The sequence below is a fragment of the Lacibacter sediminis genome (genome assembly GCF_014168535.1).
Taxonomy (GTDB): domain Bacteria; phylum Bacteroidota; class Bacteroidia; order Chitinophagales; family Chitinophagaceae; genus Lacibacter; species Lacibacter sediminis.
Genome location: NZ_CP060007.1, coordinates 2,672,696 through 2,690,150, shown reverse-complemented (window position 1 = coordinate 2,690,150; position 17,455 = coordinate 2,672,696). Strand labels below are relative to the sequence as shown.

Sequence of the window (17,455 nt, the reverse complement as noted above, 5' to 3'; positions counted from 1 at the left end):
TTATGCTGTTAATGATTCTACACTTACTTGTTGTTTTGTTTGCGCTTCCATGAACGCACCAACTTCTTTATACTTTTCATAACGGTGCTGGTAAACCGCTACACGATCAGGATTAGGATGATACTCTGCATCGAACCCCTGTCCCATAGCCTGCATGGCATCTTCCACTTTGCTGTACACACCACCAACAGTTGCAGCAAACATGGCTGCGCCAAATGCACAGGTTTGTTCTGATTTATGAATTTTGATGGGCATGTTCATTACATCAGCCATCATCTGCATAATGAAGGGAGATTTTTTTGCAACGCCACCAAGACCGATCAACCCTTTCACAGGAATCCCCTGCTCTACAAAACGCTCTACAATTGCTTTTGCACCAAAACAAGTTGATTCAACAACTGCTCTGAACATACGCACTGCATCGCTTCCTAAATCAAGACCGGTAATAGAAGCAGTGAGTAATTGATTGGCATCGGGTGTTCTTCTTCCGTTGAACCAATCTACTGCCAGTTCACTATGTTCATCAATTTCTAATTGTTCTGCCAGCTTGCTTAATTGCGGAATGATTGCATCTTCAGTCTCGTTGATGAGTTTTGCTTTTGTATCATCATCAACTAAACTTGATTTCGATAGTATCTGTTGCAACGGCCATGTAAGTAAACGTTTGTACCAGGCATAAGCATCACCAAATGCGGATTGACCGGCTTCTAACCCGATCATACTGGGAATAACAGAACCGGGTACCTGCCCGCAAATACCTTTGATGAGTTTTCCTTCCACATCTTTCACCGGTGCCACCATCATATCACAGGTAGATGTACCCATTACTTTACTTAAGTAATAGGGTTCGATCTGTCCACCCACTGCACCCATATGTGCATCATAAGCACCAACACCGATCACTGTAGTTTCAGGCAAACCTAAACGGGCTGCCCATTCTTTCGTGATAGTTCCTACTGATTGATCAGCAGGATAAGTGTCTTTGAACAATCGATCAGTAAAACCATCAAGCAATGGATCTAATGATGCAAAGAATTCATTGGGAGGAAGTCCGTCCCACTCTTTTGCCCATAATATTTTATGACCTGCAGAACATACACCACGTTTCATTGCATGTACATCTGTTCCACCGGATAATAAGAAAGGAATCCAGTCGCAATGTTCAACAAATGAATAAATAGAGTTTCTTACTTTTTCATCTGCACGTAATACACGCAGGAGCTTTGCCCAAAACCATTCAGAAGAATATATACCACCAACAAATTGTAAATAGTTGGTATCAAATTTTTCTGCATGTGCGTTGATCTCGGCTGCTTCACCAACACCGGTATGATCTTTCCACAACACAAACATGGCGTTGGGATTCTCTTCAAAACCGGGAGTTAATGCAAGCGGTGTTCCAGTTTTATCAACTGCAACAGGTGTTGATCCTGTTGTGTCAACAGAAAGCGCTTTTACTTTTGAAGCAACATCAGCGCCAACCTTCGCTACGCATTCTTTAATGGTTACCTCCAGACCTTCCACATAATCCAAGGGGTGCTGACGGAACTGATTCTCATTCATGTTGCAGTATAACTGCTTTTTCCAACGGGGATAATAAAACACTGATGAAGCAAGTTCCTCACCGTTTGCTGTGTTCACAATAATTGTTCGTACTGAATCTGATCCATAGTCGACACCAATTACATAAGACGCTTCACTACTCATAATTTCACTTTATAAAATCAATTAACGGAAATTTTGTACTTGGTTACGGTATGATATTTTTCACCTGGCTTCAATAAGGTTGATGGAAACGTTGGTTGATTTGGTGAATCAGGGAAATGCTGTGTTTCCAAACAAAGTCCTGTGCGGAGATTGATTGATTTACCATCACTTGTTTTGATTGTGCCATCTAAGAAGTTGCCTGAATAGAATTGTAAACCCGGTTCAGTGGTGAATACTTCCAGCTTACGACCGCTTACTGAATCACTCAATGTTGCAACCAGTTCAAGATCGCTTCCTTTGCGTGTCAATACAAAGTTGTGATCATAACCGCCATCAACCGCTGCAATACGTTCACCAATTTTGTGTGGTTGTAAGAAATCAAAGGGAGTTCCTTTTACATCTTTCAATTCACCTGTTGGAATTAATCCTGCATCAACAGGTGTATATTTATCGGCATTGATCTGCAGTTGATGATCAAGAATGGTATTGTTTACATCACCAGTTAAATTAAAATAACTGTGGTTGGTTAAATTCACAACAGTTGCTTTGTCAGTTTCTGCTGTATAATCGATCAATAACTCATTATCATCTGTGAGTGTATAAACAACGGTGATGTTGAGATTACCGGGATAACCTTCTTCTCCATCTTTACTTAAATAAGTAAGTGTCAACGACGCAGTGCTGTCAGCAGCTTTTGCATCCCACACTACTTTATCGTATCCTTTGTTACCGCCATGCAAGTGGTTTTCACCATTGTTGGTTGCAAGTTGATACGTTGTTGTATCGATCTTAAATGTTCCTTTACCAATACGGTTTCCGTAACGGCCAATGATGGCACCGAAGTAAGGAGGCTTAGCCAAATAACCACTCAAGCTATCGAAACCTAACACGACATTACTCTTGTTACCAGCTTTATCAGGCGTAACCCATGATGTAACAACTCCACCATACGTTGAGATTTTGATCTGTACACCATTTGCATTGGTTAATGTGTACAGGTCAACCGGTTTGCCATCAGCTTCACCCCATGCAACTTTTGTTACTTTTTCATTTGTTGATTCTTCGCTTTTCTTTTCAGCGCCATCGCCACATGATGTGAGTGCAGCAGTTGTAATTGTTGTCATCAATAATAGTTTTTTGAAATTCATATGATCGTTTTATTTTTTTAATGTTGGCCAGCCTTCTTTATCCCAGGCGAGTTCGTTAATTAATAGTTTTGATCGTCCTTTATCCAGTGCATCATATCCATGATAAACAATGTAGTCTTTATCATCAACATGATAAACCGCATTATGTCCTGCACCAAACCATTCCTTAGCATCGCCTTCGAGTACCAGCGTGCCGCCATTAGAGGTCATAGTTACAGAATTTTTATCAAGATATGGGCCTGTTACCTGTTTACTTCTTCCCACTACTACTTTGTAATTGCTCTTTTCGCCACGGCAACAATAATCCCATGAAGCGAACAAATAGTAGTATTCACCTTTCTTGAAAATGAACGGCGCCTCAATGGCATTGCCACCTGAAGAATCAGTTCCGCTGCCTTTTGTTCTTGCAGCAATTGAAACTACCTGCTCAGGTTGAGCAAGCGTTTTGAGATCGCTGTTCAGCTTTACTAGTTTAAGTCCGCTCCAGAATGAACCAAAGCTTAACCAGGGAACATTCTTTTCATCAACAATGAGATTGGGATCAATTGCATTCCACTGATCTTTCCCGGGAAAAGACTGAATCACTTTCCCTAAGTCTTCCCATTTAAAATCGGGTGATGAAGGATTCAAAGTTTTATTCACTGCCACACCAATACACGAACCGTTCTTTCCGAATGTTGATACAGAATAGTAGAGATAATATTTACCATTGTAATAACTGATATCGGGCGCCCATGTGTGACCACGATAACCCGGCACTGCATCAACAGCCCATTGGGGTGCGGTAGCGAAAACAGGTTTTTCTTTTTTCCAGTTTTGCAGATCGGTTGATGAGAAAACAGAAATACCAAAGCCAGTACAAAACAAGTAGTACGTGCTTCCTTCTTTGATCATTACAGGATCATGCACACCAGTCTGGCGTGTTGGTTTAATGGTGCCGACAGAATCGCCCCTGCCCTGCGCAGTTGCAAACAACACAGCTAAGACAAATATTATGGTTGCAAAACACTTCATTATTTTTTACTGCAGTTTTATTCTTAATACTGAGAATGAATAAGGAGCTGCTGTGTAATCAATCTTCTTCGTTTTAATAGCGATGGTTGATTCTTTCGGTGAAACCTGTGTTGGTTGATCGAATGAATTCACGACTGTTAAACTGCTTCCCTGCAAAACCGTTAACTTTCCCTGTGCTACTAATTTCTTCACGCCTTCAACAGATAAAACAGTTGCCTGCTCTTTGTTTGATGCATTAACGATCTTGATCACCAGTTCATTTGTTGCTGCATCAATCACTGATGATGCATACAAGCTATCCTGTCCGGCCACAACATCATTGTTCAACGTAAGCGGAACAACTTTTGAACCCTTATTTAAGGAGAACAGTTTTTGAACATAGTAAGTAGGTGAACCATATGAACGGAGATTGTCAACCCAGATCATATCCGGCGCCCACTGCCATCCATCAATATGTGAGAACAATGGTGCGTATGATGCCATGCTCACTACATCTGCATTTCTTTCCAAACCTGTCATGAACGCTGCTTCGCTGATAGCTGCCAGCCAGGTGTTACGTTGTGCGCCGTTTGTTTTATCAACATGTGAAGCATATTCACCTGCAAATACTTTTGAACCTGTCCTAGGATAATTATCGTAACGTCTTACACTGCTGAAGAACCATTCCGGACTGCGGTAATAATGTTCATCGATCAGATCGGTATTCATCTTACGCAATTCTGTATTCAATAATTCAAAACGATCACCATCTGGTCCTGTACCTGAGCTTGCAACTATTTTAATGTTTGGATATTTTTCCTTGATTGCTTTTTGGAAAATCTTTAAACGTTCAATGTATTGCGGGCCCCAGTTTTCATTACCCACACCAAGAAATTTTAAATTGAATGGAGCTGCATGTCCCATCTCTGCACGTTTCTTACCCCATGTAGTTGTTACATCGCCGTTGGCAAATTCAATGAGATCCAATGCATCTTGTATGTAAGGATCAAGTTGATCTAACGGCACCAACTCAGCAGAATTAAACTGACAAGCCATTCCACAGTTGAGAATGGGTAATGCTTCTGCACCAATATCATCACACAACTGGAAGTATTCGAAGAAACCTAAACCAAATGTTTGAAAATAATCAGGAGCAGAACGATGAGGGAATTCAATATTCCAACGGTTCATGATGAGCTGACGTTCTTCTATTGGCCCGATTGTTTTTTTCCATTGATAACGGTTCGACAGATCAAAGCCTTCAACAATACAACCGCCGGGAAAACGGATAAAGCCGGGCTTCATATCTGCCAGCATCTGTATCATATCAGCACGCATTCCACCCGGTCGTTTCTTCCAGGTGTCTTCCGGAAACAAAGAGATCATATCAAGATCTATTGTGCCTGTTCCTTCAAACCAGATTCTGCATTGACCTTTTTGTGCTGTGTCAGTTGATTGAAAACTCTTTGCTAATTTCTTCCACGCATCTCCGGTTGCTGTTGCATCAACAACACTGTTGCCGATCACCTGATTCTTTGCATTCAGTAATTCAACATGCAGTTTAATATTCCCTGCAGTGCGATACATCACAGAGAAATCGTAACGCAGATCTTTTTTAATACCCATTCCACGGAAACCTTCATTCGTCATGCTCAGGTTCCCTTTTGCTGCATTGTTTAATTGCACACGTAAGAAACGGGGATTAGGAAGATTTGCTCCCTGCCTGTTTTGCACAGTAACAGCACCCTCAACGAAAGGCTTCTGATCAACTCTCCAACCCATAAGTGGCTTAAAGAATTCGAATGAACGGTTCTTGATGAGTTCTGCATAAATACCACCATCAGCACCAAGATTAATGTCTTCAAAAAATACGCCCCACATGGTAGGTTGTATAGTTGCAGCCGGCTGGTTGGCTTTAATAATGAATGTCTTTTTCTGCTGAGCAAATGAGTTTGACGAGAGAATGAGCACTGCTGCTATCGCAATGATCACTCTCTTTGAATATAGTTTATTGAATTGATGCTGCATCGATAAAAATTATTTAAGGGCAAGAACAACAACTGAAAAAGGAGGCAACTGAACTTCTAATGAATTACCATTCAGTTTAGCACCGTTGAAAGCCGTTGGCTGAATTTTTGTTGGTTGATCAAATGAATTATAATCCTGCAGTTTTTTTGAAGTAAGAATTCTTCCTGAAACAGATTTGATATTTAATCCACGCACATCAATTGTTACGGTCTGTGGTTTTGATGCGTCAATATTTACAAGTGATACATGGGCTGTTCCGTTTTTATCTTTTGAAGCAGATGCAGAAACTGCAGGCAGCTTTTCATTGCCCAAAACATAATCATTTGTTTTTAGTTGCAGGGGCAGCATTGTAGCATCCTGGTGCACATTGTACATTTCCATTACATGGTAAGTGGGCGTAAGCAGCATCTTCTCCTGGTTTGTAAGAATCACCGCCTGCAACACATTTACCGTTTGTGCCAGGTTAGCCATGCGTACACGATCAGCATGATTATTGAAAATATTCAAAGTCATACCTGCAATCATCGCATCCCGTATTGTATTCTGCTGGAATAAAAATCCGGGATTTGTACCAGGCTCCACCTCGTACCATCCACCCCACTCATCAACAACCAGGGCCACACGTTTATTCGGATCATATTTATCCATGATGGTACTATGGCGGGTAACAAATTCTTCCATGCGCCAGGCCGATCTCATGGTAGCAAAATATTGTTGTTCGGTAAAATCTCTTGCCGGACCTTTTTGGTTCCAATTAATCACAGCATAATGATGCAATGCAACACCTTCCATCATATTATGTGGAATATCACGCATCAATACTTCCGTCCAGTTGTAATCATTTCCGTTTGCACCCGATGCTACTCTGAATTTTTTAGCGTCGTTTTCAAAGTCAGACATATAAGTAGCGTACTGACGGTAGATATTTGCATAATACTCGGGCTTCATATTTCCACCACAACCCCATGCTTCATTTCCAACGCCCCAGATGTTTACATTCCATCCTTTTTCACGGCCATTTTTTACACGCCATGTAGTCATAGGACTTGTATTAGGTTTACCATTTACATATTGTACCCAATCAGAAAGTTCCTGTACAGTTCCGCTTCCAACATTTCCTGCGAGATAGGGTTCAGCCCCAATCATCTCACACATGTTCAGAAAATCGTGTGTACCAAAACTGTTATCTTCAGTAACACCACCCCACCAACGGTTTACAATTGCGGGGCGATTTGCTTTAGGACCAACACCATCTTTCCAATGATAGGTATCAGCAAAGCAACCGCCGGGCCAGCGAAGATTCGGCACTTTTAATTTCTTTAATGCATCCACAATATCGTTTCGTACACCATTTGTATTGGGAATCACCTTATTGGTATCACCTACATAAAAGCCTCCGTAAATGCAGGTTCCTAAATGTTCGGCAAAGTGACCATAGATATGTTTACTGATCTTGTCTTTTCCTAAATCGGCATTGATAACAACAGAGTTCTGCGCCCTGATAGTGTGATGCGTCAGTACAAGAGCGAATACGAATAAAGTTTTAATGAAGTTCCCTGGCGCATTAAACCGGGGCGTACTGCAGGCAGCATACATTCTTTTGGAAATGGCAACAATCATTTTAGCAAGTTTTTGAAAGCCTCCCTGCTGATCAGCACTTTTTCAGCAGTTGGCCGGAAGCCTTTTGGTTTAAAAAATGAAAATAAATACTTTTTTGATAGTAATTGTCATTTTTACATTTATTTTTATCCTCATTCCTACTTCCTTAACTTCGAAGCCATGCTGAAGTATCAAAACCAGACCCGCTTGCTTGTTGCCGTTGACTGTATCATTTTTGGATTTGATGGTAATAAACTCAAGATATTATTAATAAAAAGGGGCCTCGAGCCTAAAAAAGACCATTGGAGTTTAATGGGTGGTTTTGTGCAGCCGGCAGAAAGTACCGACGAGGCAGCTAAACGTGTATTAAAACAACTGACCGGTCTTGACGGAGTTTACCTCGAACAGTTTTATACTTTTTCAGCAAAAGACAGAGATCCGATTGAGCGTACGATTTCAGTTGCTTATTTCGCTTTGATTGATATTCACCAGTATGAAAAACAGATCAGTGAAGAATATCATGCTGAGTGGTTTCAGCTCGATCAAATACCTGAGCTGATCTTTGATCACTCACAAATGGTAGCCATGGCAAGAGAGAAATTAAGATATAAGGCAGCCTTACATCCCCTGCTGTTTGAATTGTTACCTGTAAAATTCACCTTACCGTTGTTGCAGAGTTTGTTTGAAGATGTGTATGAAACAAATTTTGATAAAGGCAACTTCAGCCGCAAGATCATTTCAACAGGTTTGTTGATCAAACAAAAAGACAAGGACAAAACAAATTCAAAGAAAGGCGCCTTTTATTATAAGCTTGATAAAAAACATTACAAGAAGAATTTCCATGCGGTGCTGAAATTCATTCCCAATCTGAATAATCATTTGGAAGTAGAGAAATAATCTGTTCCTTAATTACTTCATATAGAATACATCCTTTAACGGGGTACTCACCGGCGAGTTATCCGGATTTGATTCCATAATGTCTTTCATGTAAGCCCACCATTTTTGCATTACGGGGTGATTGGGCAGATCGCTGAGCTTTGCGGGATCTTCGGCTTGCAATACAGCAAACAGATCACCAGTTGATTCATCTAAGAAAATACTGTAATCACTGATACCTGTTTGATGGAGCAATTCTTCAAGGTCGGGCCAGAGTTCATCATGGCGACGTTTGTATTCTTCTTCCTGGCCCTTGAATATTTTCATGCGTGATGCAATGCGTGGCATATCTGGCAGTTTTTGTATTGATTATTTTTTTACGATAAAGCGTGAAAGTTCACCCGGGTTTTGTTTCAACAATTGCTGTATCACAATCTCAGCATTTATCTTAGCTCCATCAAGTCCTGTATGTGTTTTATCGCCATGAAAGTATTTGCTTACTTCTGCTTCACCTAACTGATCGTACTTGTCTGCAATTAACTCATTGAGGTCAATAAAATAAGCGCCTTCTTCCTTAGCGACCTGCTGTGCCCACAAGGCATAATTATCTTTTGAGCGATTCACCTTTCCATCTTTCCAGTTATGGCGTGGTATCAACGAACATACAATGGGAATTCCTCCTTTTGCTTTTGTTTCACGTACATACCTGCGCATATACGCTCCGTAACTATACACTGTTTCTTTTACCTTACGAATAGGATTCCATATCTCAGAGCTGTCGTTGCCAATGCCACGGATCGTTCCTCTTGCACGTGCCGTATCATCTAAAGGACTTGCATCGTTATGCCCAAACTGCATAATTACATAATCGCCTTTCTTTAAATTAGCAGTGATCTTTTCCCAACGACCTTCAGTAATAAATGTACGACTGCTGCGACCACCGATGGCATGATTCTGAACAGAGATCTTTGTTGTATCAAAATACTCAGCTATAAAACTACCCCAGCCCCATTGCCCGTTTCTTCCACTGCCATCACCATTACGAACGGTTGAATCGCCAATGATATAAAATACAGGCTTGCTTTGCATCATCGTAAACGATAGTATTCCAAGAATAACAATAAGTGCAGACAGCTTACTTAATTTCATACTTCAAATTTATATTCTGTAATTAATTTTTTAAATAATTTACAAGAGGCAATTCATTACTTAAGTTGCGAATACCTTGCACAACAGACGCCGCATTGATCTTTGCACCATCAACATTTGTATGTGTATGATCGCCGTGAAATAAGTTCTTTACCTGATCAGGCCCCAACAAATCATACTTATCAGCAGTAATTGCATTTAAGTCGATAAAGAAAACACCTTCGCTTTCTGCAATTTCCTTCGCCCATTTTCCAAAATCATTGTTGGCACGTTTCACTTTGCCATCTGCAAACTGATTGCGTGGAATCATCGAACAAATGATTGGTCTTGCACCTTTACTCTTTGCATCACGAATAAACTTCTTTAAATACCATCCATACGTATGAACCACTTCAACACTGCTATCCATCCATGTAAGCGAAACGGTTTCATCGCCTGTTCCTCTTAACACTCCACGATAACCTCCACGTGAAGTATCAGGCTTGCTGCCTTCATTATGTCCAAACTGCATAATTACATAATCACCTTCTGTCAGTGTTGACATCACTTTATCCCAACGTTTTTCTTTTATGAAGGTTCTTGTGCTGCGGCCAGCCATTGCCTGGTTGCTGATATTGATCTGTGTTGAATCAAAGAACTCGCCGATCATTTCACCCCAACCACATTGCGGACGATTGGTATTACGAACCGTTGAATCACCAATGATATAGATGGTTGGTTTATGATTGCTAACAATAAAAGAGGTCATTACAAAAAATAATAACAGCAATCGTACTACATCTGCATTTGCTTTGATCCATTTCATGTGCTGCCCGTTTTATTTTTTTGTAATAATTGTAATATTCGGCTTAGGCGGCATTTTCATTCCTTCGCCGATAAAATAACTTACATGCGGAGGTTGATTGTACGCCACATTCTGCCAGGCAATACTTAAACGGTATTGCGGATTGTGCATGAGCGTATACAATTTAATTTCTGTTGGAATAGAAGTTGAATAAATACGCAACTCTTTACTATCAGTCGTGCGACAGATAATTTCTTCCCGCCAATCACCAAACAGATCAGCACTTAAACAGGGGTTTGCTTTTGTTCCGTTATTACTTACACAACCGAAATCTCTTCCATCAAATAATTTTACCATTGAACTGTTTACATAATCCCACTTGCTGATGTTTACTCCGTTCAACACTTCACTCAATGCATCGCCATCCCAATAAATACCCATGTTACAGGGCGGCGTTTTTTCTGCGATCTTATTTCCTTTGTTATCAAACAAACCGGTGATACCTGCACCCGCTACCCAACATTCAAAGCCGGGATAACGTGGATCAATATCCAATGCCAAACCACGACCAGGGCCTTCCCCATCTTCACCAGCTTTCACCGATGCTTTCTTCCAGATCACTTCACCTGTTTTTGCATCACGGAAATTTGCACCTGCATCACCAAACTTTTCCTGTATGCCGAACACTTCCAAACCCGGACGCTCGGGATCCATATCACTCGTATGCAATGCATCACCATGACCAATACCTGTGCTGTATAATCCTTTCCCGTTATCATCAATCGTCATTTGTCCATAAATGATCTCATCTTTTCCATCGCCATCAACATCCGATACATTGATATTATGATTTCCTTGGCCTGCATATGTTTTATTACCCGGTGTGTCACTATCAAACACCCAACGCTTAACTAATTGATTTCCTTTTAAATCCCAAGCTGCCAATACGGTTCTTGTATAATATCCACGACACATCACCAAGGATGGATGTTTGCCATCGAGATATGCAATAGCTGCAATAAAACGATCCATGCGGTTACCATAACCATCACCCCAGATCGTCTTCAATTCATCAGTTGTTGGATTGAGAGATGATGGATGACGTGGCGGATCATAGCTCACTGTTGAAATAGCAGCACCTGTTTGTCCGTTGAACACAGTGAGAAACTCAGGGCCACTTAAAATATATCCACGTTCGTTACGATAATCTTTTGTACTGTCACCAATCACGTTGCCTTTACCGTCAATACTGCCATCAGCAGTTTTCATAGCGATCTCTGCTTTACCATCTCCATCAAGATCATACACCATGAACTGTGTATAGTGTGCTCCTTCACGAATATTCTTTCCGAGATTGATCTCCCATAAAAATGCTCCATCCAGTTTATAACATTGAATGATGGGTGGATCAGTAACACCAGCTTGTGAATTATCTTTTCCCCTGCCAGCCATATGAATAAACACTTCATACACACCATCACCATCTACATCACCCACACTGGCATCATTCGCAGAATAGCCTGTTGGCGTTTTTAATGGAATTGAAGTGTATGGTTTTGCATTTGCAGCAAGTGTAAACGATTCGCCTTTTGTTTCTTCTTTTTTTTTGATGATCGCTTTTACAGTGTAGATATTCACTGCAGTTGTATCAACAGCTTCGTCAGTAAACCCTGTTGCTTTAAGCAATGGAGTTTTATTCAGCTTACTGGTTTTGCCATTTACAGTTTTGTAGAGATTGAATGCAAGACTATTATCTTCTGTTCCCAGCAAACGCCAGCTCACAAATACTTTTCCACTGCCCGCCGGCACAGCATGCACTCCACGTGTAAGAAACTCCATCTGGTATTGTGCCCGTGTACTGAGCATCGCAAAGAAAGCAATGAGCACCAACAAAAAACGTGAATGGTAAATGGTGAATGGTGAATGACTAACTGATGGGGAATATTTTTTCATTGCATATTTCAATTATCAATTTTCTAATTATCAATTACCAAACTATCCTTTTAGACGCTCCTGTTCTTCGATCCCTGTGGGTTCTTTTTTCTTTTCAACAGGTTTGGTTGAAATATCAATGGTTGTGTTGATAAACTTCCAGCCTTTCGTGTATTCCATGGTACCAATTGTTCCTGCAGAAATAAACGAATTGATGAACTGAAAATCTTCCAGCAACGATTGCGGCAAACCATTTATCTCAAATGCCTTTTGCGCATTGCTGATCTTTACATTCCGGATGATGAATTTCTTTGCATAAGGTGTTCCTTTTTCTGCAGGCGTTACTTTCTGCAACATCGATTTCCAATGAGTAGGTACAGTCTCCATGGTATAACCTTTTGGGAGTTCTGAATAACTATAGGCAGGATACCAGTTTAAATTGAATTGATAGGCGTTACGTACTGAATCCAACACAGAATTCACAAAGTAGATATCTTCAATGGTTCCGCCACGTGTGGTGGCAGATTTTATTCGTAACCCATTGTCTGTATTTTTTGCGTAGAGATCGGTACAATAAATATGACGGATGCTGCCTGATGTTTCACTGCCCAAGGTTACAAGCCCTGCTCCTCTTCGTGCAATGGATTTTCTGATCACTACATATTCTGTTGGACGATTTACACGAAGCCCATCCCAATCACGACCTGCTTTTAAACAAAAGTTATCGTCGTTGCAATCAATATCACAATTCTCGATCAACACCCAGCTCGATGAATCCACATCAATACCATCAGTGCTCGGGCCGCTTCCATCCTCGTTATTTTTAATGACAACGCCATCAACAGTTAAGTAAGAAGAATACAATAATTGTACTGTCCAGAAACCGGCGTTCTTAAACGTTAATCCTTTGATGGAAACATCGGATGAATTTTGAACTAATAATGTACGTACACGTTTTGCATCATAATCAACGATCCAACGCAAACCTTTCTTATCATACTCTTTTCGCATCTCCCAATACTTATCCCAGCAGAATTTACCTCTTGCGTTTACAATGCCATCGCCGGTGATCGCCACATTCTTAACATTCAACGCATTGAACAATGCAGCAGGCCATTTCATTTCGAGCCCGGCAATACGTGTATCCATATCCGGATAGTCATCGAAGTTTTGTGAACCAAGGATCAACACGCCTTTATCAATCCGCAAATGCACATTGTTCTTTAAAAAGATAGCGCCCGTAACATAAGTGCCAGGTTTAAACGCAACAATACCGCCACCCTTTGCAGCACAGGCATCAATGGCGCTTTGAATGGCTTTTGTATTAACTGTTACGGTATCGCTCACGGCTCCGTAGCTGTTCACGTAATAAATAATTCTACCTGCAGGAAAACTTCGTGCACCGACCTTCTTTGTCCACTCAGGTGCAGCAGATGATTGCGCCAATGTTGTAAGTGTTACAAACAAAAAGAGAAGGGAAAAACTGCTTTGCTTACTTATAGTCATGTTATTGTTTGATGATCTTAATTGTTGTTTGTTGCTTCTTTGCCATCACTTTCACGAAATATACACCGGCCATCAGTTCAGTTCCGGTTTCAATTTGATTTACGGCTGTTCCCTGTTGCTGCAGCTTCCCATTAACATCATAGATGTGAAAAGTAAAGCTTCCGTTTGCTCTGATGAAAAAAGTTTTTACGGAAGGGTTGGGAAATACATCAACAGTTATTGCGGCAACAGTTTGATCGCTTACAGGAGTAGTGACAGCATTCACCAGTTGAATATTGGGTATTGGCGCTGCACTCATACCATCGCCCAGATAAAAACCCGGATGCGGTGGTTGATTATATGCTGCATTCTGCCAGGCAATTGCCAAACGATACTGCGGGTCGTGCATGAGCGTATAAATGCGATGTGTTGTTTCGTTAACGGTTGTATAGATATTCAGGAATTGATTATCGCCGCTACGCATAATGATCTCTTCCCGCCAATCGCCTAATATATCTGCTGTCAACGCAGGATTTGCTTTTGTTGAATTGTTACTTGAAGCTGAACCCAGATTTGCGAGATATAAGGTCAATAAACGATTGAGTCTGTTATTGGCATAGTCCCATTTCTCCAGCTTTTCATCATCCAGTATTTCACGCAGCAGATCTCCGTCCCACCAGATTGCATGATTGATGGTAGGTCGTGATGGCCCGACTGAATCGCCTTTCACATTGTAGAGATAACCTGTGGAGCCCCAACATTCATATCCTTTATAACGGGGATCAATATCCGCTGCCAGTGCACGACCAATATCACCTGTTGCATTTACGCCCCAGATGGGCACACCTGTGGCCGCATCAAACAAACGCAAACCTTTCCCTGCATACTTTACCGGTTCTTCATAGCACTGCCATAATTCCATACCCGGACGATCAGGATCCATGTCAGTCATATGCAATGCATCACCATGCCCCAATCCATTTGCAAAGAAACCGGTGCCATCATAATTCACCGCACTTGATCCGTTATAGATTTCATCTTTCCCATCGCCGTTTGCATCACCAACAGTCATCTGGTGATTGCCCATGCCTGCGTACGCATTGTTGCCGGTTGTATTGCTGTCGAATATCCAGCGTTGTACTAATTGCCCATTTTTAAAATCCCATGCACTCCTTACAAGTCTTGTATAATAGCCACGACCAAATACCATACTTGGATTGATTCCATCCAAATAAGCAACGGCAGCAATAAAACGATCAACACGATTACCATAACTATCACCCCAGCTGCTTACGGTTCCTCTTGCGGGAGTATAATTTTCAGTATCCATTGCAGCACCTGTTATGCCGTTGAATACAGTTAAATATTCCGGTCCGCTCAATACATAACCATTACTGTTACGATAATCAACAGTTGCATTTCCAATCACTGTACCAATACCATCTTTTGTGCCATCAGCAGTTTTACAAGCTATTTCTGCTTTGCCATCACTGTCAAAATCGTACACTAAGAATTGTGTGTAATGTGCACCTGCACGAATGTTAATACCAAGATCAATACGCCACAATCTGGTGCCGTTCATTTTATAGGCATCGAGGTACACATTACCGGTATAGCCCGATTGTGAATTATCTTTTGAATTGGTAGGATCCCATTTTAAAATGATTTCATATTCACCATCGCCATCTAAATCACCAACGCTTGCATCGTTTGCTGTGTAAGTATAAGCAACCGCATCAGGCGTTGTACCTCCTGCAGGTTGTTGTATCGGGATCTGTTTGTACTGTTGCACCCACACAGAAGCTTCAACACTATTACTTTCTTCCGTACCGTCCACTACAGCCTTAACCATGTAAGTGCCGTTTGTTGTGGTACTGTGTTTGTAATTGGTAGCACCGGTTAATGCTGTGGCATTGATCTTTATTCCATCCCGATAAATATTGAAAGAAGTAGTTGATGGTTCGGTACCCATTAATCGCCAACTGAGAAATACTTCCGAACTGTTCACCCGAACCGCAACGGTACCACGATTTAGTTTTTCCATTTTACGTTGGGCAGGTAGCTGATGAAGAACACAGCAGCACAAAAAGAAACAAACAAATTTCATTTTGAAAACAGACATAGCAATCATTAGCTCACAAATTAGCCATAGATGCTTCCTCATCTATCCTGCGGCATCCTGCACAAACGTTTGCGAATACGTTTACACGATTTTATTACGATAATGCTATGTTTAGCCATTGATTTTCGGGTAATTTCGTTCTTTAATTGAGACTTTGACGACTATTTCAACAGCAACCAACCACTACTCGAATCTGCAGATGCGCATTGCCGTATCTGTATTCTTTTTCTGCCAGGGCATTTGCTTTGCCAGTTGGGCAAGCCGCATCCCTGATATTAAAACAACTTTACATTTATCTGAAGCAGCATTAGGCAGCATTTTATTAGCGTTGCCCGCCGGACAATTAACCATGATGCCTTTCAGTGGAAAATTGGTTACACGTTTTGGCAGTAAGTATGTTCTTCGTTTAGCGGCTGTAGGTTATGCGCTTACATTGATCACGATCGGAATTGCAAACACTCCGTGGTTGTTAGCTTTATGTTTGTACGTATTTGGATTGACGGGTAATCTCTGTAATATTTCTGTGAACACACAGGCAGTAAATGCTGAAGCATTGTATGGACGATCCATTCTTGCATCGTTTCACGGAGTTTGGAGCACTGCAGGATTTACAGGTGCATTGGTTGGTTTATTGATGATGCGTTTGGAATTAGTGCCAATGTATCACTTCATGATCGTTGCAGCAATGGTGATTACATTAAATATTTTCTTTCAGAAATATCTCATTCTTACACCTACCAGTCGTACAGCATCTTCGTTGAAACGATTCCAGATGCCGAAAGGTTTGTTGCTGCAATTGGGTTTGATCGCTTTCTGTTGTTTGAGTGCTGAAGGTTGTATGTTCGACTGGAGCGGAGTGTATTTTAAAGAAGTGGTGAAAGTAAAAGGCGAATTGGTATCGTTGGGTTATGCTTCGTTTATGATCATGATGGCGACGGGACGTTTTACAGGCGATAGACTCGCAGAACGTTTTGGACGAACCAAAATGGTGCAGATAAGTGGTGTGTTGATCTTTGTTGGTATGATGACAGCCGTTTTATTTCCGAACATCATCATGTCAACCATTGGATTTTTGATTGTTGGTTTTGGTGTAAGCAGCATTATTCCCTTAGTTTATAGCACTGCTGGAAAAGTAAAAGATGTGGCAAGTGGTATCGCAATTGCTACTGTTTCAGGTGTTGGCTTCTTGGGCTTTTTGATGGGGCCACCATTGATCGGTTATATTGCTGAACTGGCAGGACTGCGTTATTCTTTTGCAGTGATAGCAATACTTGGTTTGGTGATCAGTTATATGATTAGTAAGTTAAAACTGGCATAAGCTTGTCAGAATTTGACCTTGTGAAAAGTTTGACTTGCTATTATGACTGCTGTAATTAAAATACATCCCTGAATAATTCTTACAAGAATTTTCTGTTTTTTGATCATGCTGCCGGCTTCTTGCAAGGAGATTTTATTTTCAATCACCCATAGTTTTTTATAGGTAATCATCTGCTCAACTCCTATTAATCCAATAATGGTGGACAAAAAAATCAAAAGAGGATACTTGACAATAAGAACAGACGATAGACTTAATATTCCAAAAGAGACTTCCCAAATTGTAAAATAGAAATTGCTTTTTTTTGCACGCATTCT

14 protein-coding genes are annotated in these 17,455 nt (G+C 40.9%); 2 read left to right on the top strand and 12 right to left on the bottom strand.

The genetic code is table 11. The features are described 5' to 3' along the window. From H4075_RS11325 to H4075_RS11305, 5 genes are read right to left on the bottom strand one after another with little or no spacing between them, the layout of a single operon-like run. Positions 1-1,707, bottom strand: coding sequence for a ribulokinase (locus tag H4075_RS11325; RefSeq protein ID WP_182800960.1), 1,707 nt, complete (start codon positions 1,705-1,707; stop codon positions 1-3). A gap of 17 nt (positions 1,708-1,724) precedes the next feature. Further along, positions 1,725-2,831, bottom strand: a complete 1,107-nt coding sequence (locus H4075_RS11320; protein WP_255460174.1) for an aldose epimerase family protein — start codon at positions 2,829-2,831, stop codon at positions 1,725-1,727. A 33-nt stretch (positions 2,832-2,864) separates the two neighbouring features. Beyond that, entirely contained in the window at positions 2,865-3,869 is a 1,005-nt protein-coding gene (locus tag H4075_RS11315) for an arabinan endo-1,5-alpha-L-arabinosidase (RefSeq protein ID WP_182800958.1), read from the bottom strand. 6 nt (positions 3,870-3,875) lie between these two features. Beyond that, positions 3,876-5,876, bottom strand: a complete 2,001-nt coding sequence (locus H4075_RS11310; protein WP_182800957.1) for an alpha-L-arabinofuranosidase C-terminal domain-containing protein — start codon at positions 5,874-5,876, stop codon at positions 3,876-3,878. A gap of 9 nt (positions 5,877-5,885) precedes the next feature. After that, positions 5,886-7,496: an alpha-N-arabinofuranosidase gene (locus tag H4075_RS11305; RefSeq protein ID WP_255460173.1), complete on the bottom strand. Its 1,611-nt coding sequence runs from the start codon at positions 7,494-7,496 to the stop codon at positions 5,886-5,888. Positions 7,497-7,655: 159 nt separating this feature from the next. Between H4075_RS11305 and H4075_RS11300 the strand changes: the two genes are divergently transcribed. Next, a complete protein-coding gene (locus H4075_RS11300) occupies positions 7,656-8,372 on the top strand; it encodes an NUDIX hydrolase (protein ID WP_182800956.1) in 717 nt (238 codons plus the stop codon). 12 nt (positions 8,373-8,384) lie between these two features. On the opposite strand, the gene rhaM is transcribed toward H4075_RS11300, so the two are convergent. The 6 genes from rhaM to H4075_RS11270 are packed head-to-tail and all read right to left on the bottom strand — an operon-like array spanning position 8,385 to position 15,745. Continuing rightward, the gene (rhaM, locus tag H4075_RS11295; RefSeq protein ID WP_182800955.1) at positions 8,385-8,699 is read right to left on the bottom strand and encodes an L-rhamnose mutarotase; all 315 of its coding nucleotides are present in this window, start codon (positions 8,697-8,699) and stop codon (positions 8,385-8,387) included. A 21-nt stretch (positions 8,700-8,720) separates the two neighbouring features. After that, positions 8,721-9,500, bottom strand: a complete 780-nt coding sequence (locus H4075_RS11290; protein WP_182800954.1) for a rhamnogalacturonan acetylesterase — start codon at positions 9,498-9,500, stop codon at positions 8,721-8,723. A gap of 22 nt (positions 9,501-9,522) precedes the next feature. Beyond that, positions 9,523-10,305, bottom strand: a complete 783-nt coding sequence (locus H4075_RS11285) for a rhamnogalacturonan acetylesterase (protein WP_182800953.1) — start codon at positions 10,303-10,305, stop codon at positions 9,523-9,525. Between the two features lie 12 nt (positions 10,306-10,317). Continuing rightward, a complete protein-coding gene (locus tag H4075_RS11280) occupies positions 10,318-12,237 on the bottom strand; it encodes a rhamnogalacturonan lyase (protein ID WP_327059375.1) in 1,920 nt (639 codons plus the stop codon). 42 nt (positions 12,238-12,279) lie between these two features. Further along, positions 12,280-13,722: a glycoside hydrolase family 28 protein gene (locus H4075_RS11275; protein WP_255460172.1), complete on the bottom strand. Its 1,443-nt coding sequence runs from the start codon at positions 13,720-13,722 to the stop codon at positions 12,280-12,282. Between the two features lies 1 nt (position 13,723). Continuing rightward, positions 13,724-15,745: a rhamnogalacturonan lyase family protein gene (locus H4075_RS11270; RefSeq protein WP_182800952.1), complete on the bottom strand. Its 2,022-nt coding sequence runs from the start codon at positions 15,743-15,745 to the stop codon at positions 13,724-13,726. A 232-nt stretch (positions 15,746-15,977) separates the two neighbouring features. Here H4075_RS11270 and H4075_RS11265 point away from each other — a divergent pair, with 232 nt between their 5' ends. Continuing rightward, positions 15,978-17,141, top strand: a complete 1,164-nt coding sequence (locus tag H4075_RS11265; protein WP_255460171.1) for an MFS transporter — start codon at positions 15,978-15,980, stop codon at positions 17,139-17,141. A 5-nt stretch (positions 17,142-17,146) separates the two neighbouring features. Here H4075_RS11265 and H4075_RS11260 read toward each other — a convergent pair whose 3' ends face one another. Then, on the bottom strand, positions 17,147-17,452 hold the full coding sequence (locus H4075_RS11260; RefSeq protein ID WP_182800951.1) for a hypothetical protein: 306 nt from the start codon (positions 17,450-17,452) through the stop codon (positions 17,147-17,149). Between the last annotated feature and the right edge of the window lie 3 nt (positions 17,453-17,455).

What these genes read in the sequence shown, in the direction of transcription:
- H4075_RS11325 (WP_182800960.1), bottom strand. Translation starts at nt 1,707, where the DNA reads ATGAGTAGTGAAGCGTCTTATGTAATTGGTGTCGACTATGGATCAGAT.
- H4075_RS11300 (WP_182800956.1), top strand. Translation starts at nt 7,656, where the DNA reads ATGCTGAAGTATCAAAACCAGACCCGCTTGCTTGTTGCCGTTGACTGT.
- rhaM (WP_182800955.1), bottom strand. Translation starts at nt 8,699, where the DNA reads ATGCCACGCATTGCATCACGCATGAAAATATTCAAGGGCCAGGAAGAA.
- H4075_RS11275 (WP_255460172.1), bottom strand. Translation starts at nt 13,722, where the DNA reads ATGACTATAAGTAAGCAAAGCAGTTTTTCCCTTCTCTTTTTGTTTGTA.
- H4075_RS11280 (WP_327059375.1), bottom strand. Translation starts at nt 12,237, where the DNA reads ATGAAAAAATATTCCCCATCAGTTAGTCATTCACCATTCACCATTTAC.
- H4075_RS11290 (WP_182800954.1), bottom strand. Translation starts at nt 9,500, where the DNA reads ATGAAATTAAGTAAGCTGTCTGCACTTATTGTTATTCTTGGAATACTA.
- H4075_RS11285 (WP_182800953.1), bottom strand. Translation starts at nt 10,305, where the DNA reads ATGAAATGGATCAAAGCAAATGCAGATGTAGTACGATTGCTGTTATTA.
- H4075_RS11260 (WP_182800951.1), bottom strand. Translation starts at nt 17,452, where the DNA reads ATGCGTGCAAAAAAAAGCAATTTCTATTTTACAATTTGGGAAGTCTCT.
- H4075_RS11320 (WP_255460174.1), bottom strand. Translation starts at nt 2,831, where the DNA reads ATGACAACAATTACAACTGCTGCACTCACATCATGTGGCGATGGCGCT.
- H4075_RS11310 (WP_182800957.1), bottom strand. Translation starts at nt 5,876, where the DNA reads ATGCAGCATCAATTCAATAAACTATATTCAAAGAGAGTGATCATTGCG.
- H4075_RS11315 (WP_182800958.1), bottom strand. Translation starts at nt 3,869, where the DNA reads ATGAAGTGTTTTGCAACCATAATATTTGTCTTAGCTGTGTTGTTTGCA.
- H4075_RS11305 (WP_255460173.1), bottom strand. Translation starts at nt 7,496, where the DNA reads ATGATTGTTGCCATTTCCAAAAGAATGTATGCTGCCTGCAGTACGCCC.
- H4075_RS11270 (WP_182800952.1), bottom strand. Translation starts at nt 15,745, where the DNA reads ATGGAAAAACTAAATCGTGGTACCGTTGCGGTTCGGGTGAACAGTTCG.